At 45.5% G+C, this 8,325-nt stretch carries 8 protein-coding genes; 3 read left to right on the forward strand and 5 right to left on the reverse strand.

Annotation, left to right across the window (positions count from 1 at the left end; translation table 11 throughout):
* Positions 1-406: 406 nt before the first annotated feature.
* The 5 genes from RMO52_RS06920 to RMO52_RS06940 all read right to left on the reverse strand — a co-directional run bounded on the left by RMO52_RS06920 (position 407) and on the right by RMO52_RS06940 (position 5,354).
* Entirely contained in the window at positions 407-778 is a 372-nt protein-coding gene (locus RMO52_RS06920) for a hypothetical protein (protein WP_310412203.1), read from the reverse strand.
* Positions 779-1,012: 234 nt separating this feature from the next.
* Positions 1,013-1,453, reverse strand: a complete 441-nt coding sequence (gene cynS, locus RMO52_RS06925) for a cyanase (RefSeq protein WP_309737837.1) — start codon at positions 1,451-1,453, stop codon at positions 1,013-1,015.
* 542 nt (positions 1,454-1,995) lie between these two features.
* Entirely contained in the window at positions 1,996-3,267 is a 1,272-nt protein-coding gene (gene sigC / locus RMO52_RS06930; RefSeq protein ID WP_310412206.1) for an RNA polymerase sigma factor SigC, read from the reverse strand.
* 467 nt (positions 3,268-3,734) lie between these two features.
* Complete coding sequence (locus tag RMO52_RS06935) at positions 3,735-4,265, reverse strand: DUF2808 domain-containing protein (protein ID WP_310412209.1); 531 nt, start codon at positions 4,263-4,265, stop codon at positions 3,735-3,737.
* 483 nt (positions 4,266-4,748) lie between these two features.
* Positions 4,749-5,354 carry a GNAT family N-acetyltransferase gene (locus tag RMO52_RS06940; protein WP_309745178.1) on the reverse strand — a complete coding sequence of 202 codons (606 nt, stop codon included), beginning with the start codon at positions 5,352-5,354 and terminating at the stop codon, positions 4,749-4,751.
* An 84-nt stretch (positions 5,355-5,438) separates the two neighbouring features.
* Here RMO52_RS06940 and RMO52_RS06945 point away from each other — a divergent pair, with 84 nt between their 5' ends.
* The 3 genes from RMO52_RS06945 to RMO52_RS06955 all read left to right on the forward strand — a co-directional run.
* The gene (locus tag RMO52_RS06945; RefSeq protein ID WP_310412211.1) at positions 5,439-6,266 is read left to right on the forward strand and encodes a DUF2232 domain-containing protein; all 828 of its coding nucleotides are present in this window, start codon (positions 5,439-5,441) and stop codon (positions 6,264-6,266) included.
* A 166-nt stretch (positions 6,267-6,432) separates the two neighbouring features.
* On the forward strand, positions 6,433-7,086 hold the full coding sequence (locus tag RMO52_RS06950; RefSeq protein ID WP_310412215.1) for an acetyltransferase: 654 nt from the start codon (positions 6,433-6,435) through the stop codon (positions 7,084-7,086).
* A gap of 342 nt (positions 7,087-7,428) precedes the next feature.
* Positions 7,429-8,325 (forward strand): FAD/NAD(P)-binding protein (locus tag RMO52_RS06955; protein WP_310412218.1); only part of this gene is annotated, 897 nt, incomplete at its 3' end.

The following is an 8,325-nucleotide window of genomic DNA, read 5'->3' on the forward strand; positions in this document are numbered from 1 at the left end:
GCTGCCAGCCTGGGGAATGTAGCGTTGAAGTCGATCGTAGCGGATCTTTAATCTGACCTTTTGATGATAAGCCAAAAAACAATCTTCATCTCTATCTACTAAAAAAGACTGATTAAAGATCCGCTACGATCGACTTCAACGCTACATTCCCCAGGCTGGCAGCTATCAACCGATCGATGTCATTAGAAACATCCAGACAAACCGCACGGATTTAGTCAGATGGCGCAGATCGATTTCACCCGCCAAGTTAAAGCAGTGTCGGCGATTAATCGATCGAGCGACAACTTCTAAGTAAACTAAAAAGGAGTACTAACAACTAATTAGCTAGCACCCCTTCTTAATCTATATAAATCTCAAACTATCGATTAAATTAGTCGATCGAGTGGACTTTTAGTTGCCAATCGACCTACCTACAGACGATTGTATTAGTCACCCCCGCTCGATCGGTGCGACTAGAATTACTACATTCTGCACCATGCTTATAGATTTTGATGGCAATCGGTTCTCGATCGGTGGTCGAACCATTTGCCGAGATCGTCATATTTTTACCAGTCGTAAAATTAATTGTCAGCGGTAGTTTCCCGATCGCCTGCTCTGTAGTACTCGTCCGAGAGCGATCGTGCTGAGTCATGGTATAACTCCCCCACAATGTACTCCCGACTTTACCACTATACTCAACTCGATACTGAACTCGATCGCTAAATGGATTGCCAAAAGTCTGAACACCCATCAACCCCACACCCGTCACCAATGACCACAAGAAATACACGCTTTTCACAGCTTTGTTAACCCAATGCTACACAAACTAAATATACCCAGTAAAATAGCGCAAAATGTGTCCTAAATGCTTAAAAAATTCTGTGCTTTATTCTCCTTGAGGAACATTTGTGCGGGGATCGCTCTAGATAGCGTGGCGACTAGATTAGGAGCGGTTATCTCAGACAATAAAATTATGGCTTGTATTATCCGATCGAGCGCTCGGCGGCGTAATTCAAACTGGGTTACAACCGCTTTACCACTTTTTATAAGGCAAAAATTTCCCAGACATGGTAAGTTTGACTCGATCTCCCTTGGGATCGACTTCTTTGTCCACATCCATCGTAAAATCGATCGCGCTCATAATCCCATCGCCAAACTTTTCTTGGATGACACTTTTGAGCGGAAACCCATAGACTTGGATAATCTCATAAAACCGATAGACAAAGGGATCTGTCGGCACGATCGGGCCTAAACCTTTAATCGGATATTCGGTCAATCGATCGACATAATTAGCACTCAGTCCCAAGGCCTCAACGAGTAACTTCGCCTCATCTTCCGAAGCAGCGGCTTGTCTGTACAGCACCGCCGCAATCCAGACTTCATCTCGACCTAAGATTTTTTCGAGATCGGCAAAGCTCAATCCTTGTCGCTGCTTGGCGGCTAAGAGTTCGGACACGATATCTGGGAGGTTCATAGTTAATTTTGACCATAGTATTGGCAGTATGAGTCAAAATATAAACGAAAGTGAGAATTCAAATAGTTACCTAGCTAACAAATTTCAATTTTGGAGCAATTTTTTAGGATGAGTAGGACACACCAACATGTAATCGATCGAATTCAATTGATATTAAATATATTCGATCGCTTGTTTATAAGAGAATAGTTTTGTAGTTTTGTAGGGTGGGCACTGCCCACATACATATATTCGCTCGAATTAGATAAGTGTTAAATGTATTCGAGCGCTTGTAAGTTATTATTTGTCATGAAAATATTTGTTAAATATGAAATATGTCTCGATTCTCTTGCAGAGACACTTCGCGAACGATTGTTGAAGATATTGCTCGATCGTGTAGCGTGTCTTATACAATCCAATTAAACAGCTTAAATCCTTATTTTTGCTGCTCGGTATTGTTGGTGGGCAGTGCCCACCCTACGTTTTTGTAGCTTTAAAAATTGGGTGAGGCTAATCAATGAATTACCCTTACCCAATTTTGAGAATTACCCTCACTCAAATTTTTAATTCATCGATTCTAGGTAGTCCCGAACGCGATTGCGGCGTTTAGGTTGACGGAGTTTTTGGAGTGCTTTGGATTCGATTTGGCGGACGCGTTCGCGGGAGAGTTCGAGTACTCGTCCGATATCTGCTAGAGAGTGCGCTTGATTGTATCCTAGCCCAAACCGCAGACAGATTACCTCCCGCTCTCGATCGGTCAAATCGGCTAGCAGTTGGACGAGTTCGCCTTGGAGCGATTCGCGCATCAGTAGTTGTTCTGGAGTCACTTCGTCAGCTTCGAGCAGATCTCCCAATTCGGTATCCCGATCTTTACCAACTTTCACATCCAATGATACCGATCGCGGGACGCGCATGAGTACTTCTTGCAATTGTACCAGCGTCATGTCTAGAGCCTTGGCGACCTCCTCCAAGCGTGGGGGGCGTCCGGTAGCCAGACTCAGCTCGCGTTGAACTTTTTTGATCTTGTTGAGCTTTTCGGTGATGTGGACGGGGAGGCGGATATTTCGGCTCTGGGTGGCGATGGCGCGAGTAATCCCTTGGCGAATCCACCAGTAAGCATAGGTACTAAACCGATAGCCCTTGGTGGGGTCGAATTTATCGACGGCACGCTCCAAACCCATCGTCCCTTCTTGAATCAGATCTAGCAGTTCCAAGCCGCGATTTTGATATTTTTTGGCAACCGAAACCACTAACCGGAGATTGGCTTCGATCATATGCTCTTTGGCACGGGTACCAGCCGACTGAAGGGCATCAATTTCGCTAGCTGTGATGCCAGCTAGTTCTGCCCATCTTTGCTTGCCAGCGGTCAATCTCGGCTTGAGTTCGGCGAGGGAAATCCCCGCAGTACTCGCCCAGCGTTCGAGGGAGGGGCGATGTCCCAATTGGGCGGTTAATCGATCGTGAATCTCGATCGCTTCGACATAGTGTAAGATTACCAAATCGTTACTCTGCCCTAATTTGGTTTGCTCGGCAGCATGATTGCGTAATTCTAGCAACTGGACGTAGCGCTGGACGACTTTGGCTTCAGAGATCTCTTCGTCCCGCAGCAGTAGGCGCACTTTCCCAATTTCTTGGAGGTAGATCCGCACGAGATCTTTGCTGTAATAGATATTTTTCGCAGCAGCGGGAACGGCGGTGCTGTCGAGATCTTCTTCATCAAACAGTTCGGGCAAAGAGGTACGCAGACTCTCTTCATCCAAATCTATGCCCCCTAGCTCCAGCTCTGGAGCTGACTCATCATATTCTGCTGATTTGTACAAGGATTTACTCGGCATAGACTTTTCTGGGGGTACTCGACAAAATTTAGGTATGAAAAATTTAGACTCTACTGTTGTCTGTAAAATTTTTGGCGATTCTCTCTCTCCAGAGGCTACGCCAACGAGATTACTCTTTGCAACCGCTAAGCATATCATTCCCACCTTTGCCTCCAAATCCCTCACTAGCAAAATATTTTATTTGACATTTTCCGATTTAAGGGCTAAACAACTGGGATGCGAGCGCAGATGTACCTCAAAGCGGCAATCGGGAGCCAGAACGTAAGTAGATCCACATAGCGGCTCCTAAAAACGCAACTCAGATCTTTATCTCCCACTGGCGCACAAACAACAGCGACTCAGCTCAAAAATAGCCAAATCGCTGCAAGTATTTATTTAGATCTACGTTTACTGTCGTTGGCGTAGCCGCTGGAGAATGAGCATCGACGACCGTTCCAAACTCAATGCTGAAGACAATCGATAGATATTTATTCGATACTCAAAATCCAGGTACCAACATATCGAGCGACTGGAAACTCCGCACTACTTTTCACCTGACAAGTGAAGTAGTACATACCGCCACCATCGGGATTTTGAACGTTGTTCAAGACAACTTCAATCTCACCCTTGGTTTTGAGACGTTTGGCTAGGTCGATTTGGATGGTTTGATTTTCACGATTCCATTCGACTGATTCCACGGGAATAGATTTACCGCCAGCAAACACTTCAATCGCCTTGTCATCAAACTTACCTTTGTAGTAATCGGGATAAGTAATTTGAATCTGGGCAGCACCGAGCCGATTGATTTTTGAGCCTGGAAGTTTGAGGCTGTAGCGGTCGGTTGTATTGCGGTATCCGGAGTCTAAGCGATAACTAAGTTGATTTGAGGGATCGACACCGCTAAATAAAGTAAATCCCGGCAAACTGTCGGCTCTAGTAACCAGGGGCGCAACTGCAACCAGGCATCCAGCCAGCGCGAGGATCGGGAATAATTTCTGAGCTGTCTGAATTTTTAACATCTATGTTCTCTACTAAATCTCGAACTTTAAGAATATGCTACTTAAATTTACTCTTAATTTGAGATTAATTGAATAAGATCGATCGACTTTGGTCGGAAATTAGGCTAAATCCGCTAAGTACAATCGCATCATCTAGCATTTAGTAGCTAAATTTTTGTAATTGATGATACAGTTTGTTGATGAAACTCAAACCTAGTCCCTGCTGGATGTCGATCGCTTCCAGATGGAAATAATTAATTCAGCAAATTAGCTGATGTAATGTGATGACTGCTGAGAGTAGGATGTCGATATTTTTGCCTCGATTACATTATTACCCCGATTGTAGGTAGGTGAGTGTGTTGGGTTTCATTCTTCTGCTTGGTGCGCTCAATCTTGAGGAAACCTCCAGAGCGCGCATCCGCAACCCAACCTACAGATCCTAAGCGGCTTTTCGCTCCCATCTCTTCTCGAAATAGTAACTAGATTTACGCCGTAGAGTACTAATTAGAGTTGTTTGCACAAAAATAGTCGTTCTGGGCGATGCCAGGGAATAAACGACCAGACTAACTCTGTCGAGATGACTTCATAGCCTAATTTCTGATATAAATTGCGACCGCGTTCGTTATCGCCCATCACATGCAGATGGATTTCAGTAAAGCCCCAAGACTTGGTTAATTCCTCGCAGTTGAGGAGGAGCTTTTGAGCGACACCACGCCGTCGAAAATCGCGGCTGACGGCGAGATTCGAGATGTAGACATAACGATGATGTGTTGATTGACGATAGTTAGCATTCCTGATCCCAACTTCGATCGTGCCGATGACGCGTGACTTTCCTAGCTCTGTGTATGAGGCAATCGAGCAAACTTGTTGCTGGGGTTTGGCGCTGGTGCTGTTACTAGCCGGGTGAGTGCGCAGACGATGGCGGAGGTCTTCGGCAATCCCTAGTTTGAATAGGGGTGTAAACCACCCCATCCAGCCCCGATCGAAGTGAAAACTTCTCGTAATAATATCAGCTACGCAATGTATTTCATCTTCTCGCACGTTCCGAATCTCAATGCGATCGGGATCGAGATCGATCGGCTCGGCGATATCTACAGTGTTTGCGATCATGCGTGTCTGAATTATGGGGGTTTGTGCTGAGTTTCGATCCACCACAGTATTGAGTAACTCGACTTGATAATTCAATGCGATCGAGTGTTCAACTATTTAGATTCGCAGTCAGTCGATCTACAATTAGAACTAACAAGTGTAAAAGACTTACTCTCTAATATAACTCATTTAGCCGATCGTGCAGGCGATCGAGGTAATCCTTTGGCATCTCACCCCGAGCATCAATCTCCTCCCGAACGACCCCAATCGAGTGTCGTTGGCACAAAGCCCTCTCCCGTGGAGAATCGCACCGCTAACGCGAACCCTCCCATTGTGTTGGTAGAAACTGCGTTCTTGGCTAGCGCGACCAGCCTACTGTGGTTATTAAGTTATTACTTGCCTGCTGTGCCAGTATTTAGAGTATTCTTTCCCATTCCGATCGCGTTAATTTATTTACGGTGGGGTCGTCGCGCTGGCTGGATGACAGCCCTAGTTTCGGGTTTACTACTAACGGTATTAATGGGGCCGACGCGGAGTATTTCTTTTGTGATTCCATATGGGATGATGGGCGTACAATTGGGAGCCTGTTGGCGGCGGCGGACTAGCTGGCTGACCTCGATTTCACTAGGGGCGATGGTAGATTGCCTGGGGGTTTTCTTCCGGTTTTGGTTGACTTCGGTGTTATTGGGTGAAGATTTGTGGGTCTACCTGATGCTCAGGATGCGCGACTTTTGTGAATGGCTGTTCGTGCAAGTCGGGATCTTAGCCGAGCCGAGTTTACCAGTAATTCAAGTGCTGGCGATCGCGCTGGTGTTAGTGAGTAATTTTGTCTATGTTTTTGTCGTGCATCTGGTGGCACTACTGATGTTTGAAAAGCTGGGTAATTCGCTGCCCAAGGCACCTGCTTGGGTGGATACATTATTAGAGTTATAAGTAGGTTAGGTGCAATTATTTATAAAATAGATTACAACTGAAACCTAGCTGGTGAGAAATGTCCACCCTACGCGATATCTTTTATGTGACGACTATGAGATATCTTTTTAGACATCCTCTAAAACCCAATTCTTAATTCTCAATTCTCAATTAAATTAAAGATTATATGGTGGCTACTAAATACACGTATTTGTATGGGGCTGGTGGGCACTCCAAGGTCATTACCGACATCCTCAACAGCCTAGATATCGAAGTGATTGGCATGTTTGATGACAACCCCCCGGATGCTAAATTCAAGGGGATGGAGATCCGCGATGGGATTCGGTTATTGGGAATGGGTTTTCCCGAATTGGATGCACCCTTGATTATTAGTGTCGGCAACAATCAACGCCGTGCCGAGCTGGCAGAATTAATTACGGCAAATTACGGCACGGCAATTCATGGTAGTGCGATTATCTCTGCCAAAGCCAAGATTGGGGTGGGTACGGTCATCTTACAAGGTGCGATCGTTCAAGCTGGAGCCGAAGTCGGCGCGCATGTATTAGTTAATACCGCCGCTAGTATCGACCATGATAACTCGATCGGGGATTACGCCCATGTGTCCCCACATGCGACTCTGTGCGGTCACGTCCGAGTGGGCGCAGGGACGCATATTGGCGCTGGCGCGGTTGTGATTCCGAGCATTCAGATTGGGCGCTGGTGTACGGTCGGTGCCGGGGCGGTGGTAATTAGAGATGTCCCCGATTTTGCCACTGTCGTCGGCAATCCTGCCAAAGTAATTAAGTTCCGCGAGCCGCCCAACTTGAGCATCGAGAAATAAGAGATCTCTCGATCTGTTGGTGAAAAAAGTATTGCCAGATATCAAACTTGGCAATTTAATTCCCCTATCCCCTATCCCCTATCCCCTCCAAACGATCGCCATAAGTACGAAAGAGCCACCAACATCATTGATTTAGCGGATATCAAGTAACAGCAACAAGAGTATATTAGATTTAATCAGAGGCGATCGTCTCAAAAAATCGCGCTCCAAATTAGATGTATTTTACATATTGTAAAGAAGATTGCTAGGTTATTCTGGATTAGCCAGGTAATTGATTGGATCTAAATTGAGACATATCGTAGACAAATCTAAATTTTCATCGATCTTTCAGTAACGTCTATCATGCAATATTCAAATTTAGTTGTCCAGACCAATTTACCAGCGGAGCAATTAACATCTGGAAAATGTTACGACCTAGCAATTATCGGTGCGGGCATCTCATCGGCGTATACCCTAATTCATTATTTAGAGCTACTTGAGCAGCGCAATAGTACGAGCGAAAATGCTGACGACTTTCAGCCTGTCAAAATTATCGTTACGGAAAAGTCGGGCGAGTTCTGGACGGGAATTCCTTACGGTAATAGATCTGGACAAAGCTGCTTATTAATCTCACCACTGATCGAATTCCTGCCTCAACCGATCGAACGCGCGCATTTTACGGATTGGTTGAATGCCAACCGCGACTGGTTATTCGCGCCGCAAACAGATGATGCGGGTGAATTAGCAACTAAATGGTTGCAAACCAATCAGGCGGATATTATGGACGGTCGCTGGGATGACTTATTTATTCCGCGCCAAATATTTGGACTCTATCTCAAACAACGTGTCGCCAGCTTAATAACAGATGCAGTTAGTAAAGGCTTAATCGAGATCGATCTAGTCACCACGGATGTATTGGATGTCGATCGCGATCTGATGAACATTAATGTCGAAGCTGGGGCTTACTTTGCTACTAAAAAATTGGTACTCGCGATCGGTAGTCCCCCAAATGTCGCCTTTGAAAGAGTAAATGATGAGGCAGCTAATCTCTGCTACATCGATAACATGTACGAGCCATCACTCGAGTCAAATCTCGATCGGATCTGTCAGTCTTTAGCACAACAACCCGATCGTCAAATTCTGATTGTCGGCTCGAATGCTGGTACTCTTGATACACTTTACAGCCTCAATGATTCACCAACCCTGACTGGTTTAGTTGAGAAATTCATCATTCTCTCGCCGAATGCGGCTTTCCCACAT

It is taken from the genome of Chamaesiphon sp. OTE_8_metabat_110 (genome assembly GCF_031382685.1).
Lineage (GTDB): Bacteria > Cyanobacteriota > Cyanobacteriia > Cyanobacteriales > Chamaesiphonaceae > Chamaesiphon.

Coding starts and splice junctions, on each gene's coding strand:
- sigC (WP_310412206.1), bottom strand. CDS start 3,267: ATGCCGAGTAAATCCTTGTACAAATCAGCAGAATATGATGAGTCAGCT.
- cynS (WP_309737837.1), bottom strand. CDS start 1,453: ATGAACCTCCCAGATATCGTGTCCGAACTCTTAGCCGCCAAGCAGCGA.
- RMO52_RS06935 (WP_310412209.1), bottom strand. CDS start 4,265: ATGTTAAAAATTCAGACAGCTCAGAAATTATTCCCGATCCTCGCGCTG.
- RMO52_RS06950 (WP_310412215.1), top strand. CDS start 6,433: ATGGTGGCTACTAAATACACGTATTTGTATGGGGCTGGTGGGCACTCC.
- RMO52_RS06940 (WP_309745178.1), bottom strand. CDS start 5,354: ATGATCGCAAACACTGTAGATATCGCCGAGCCGATCGATCTCGATCCC.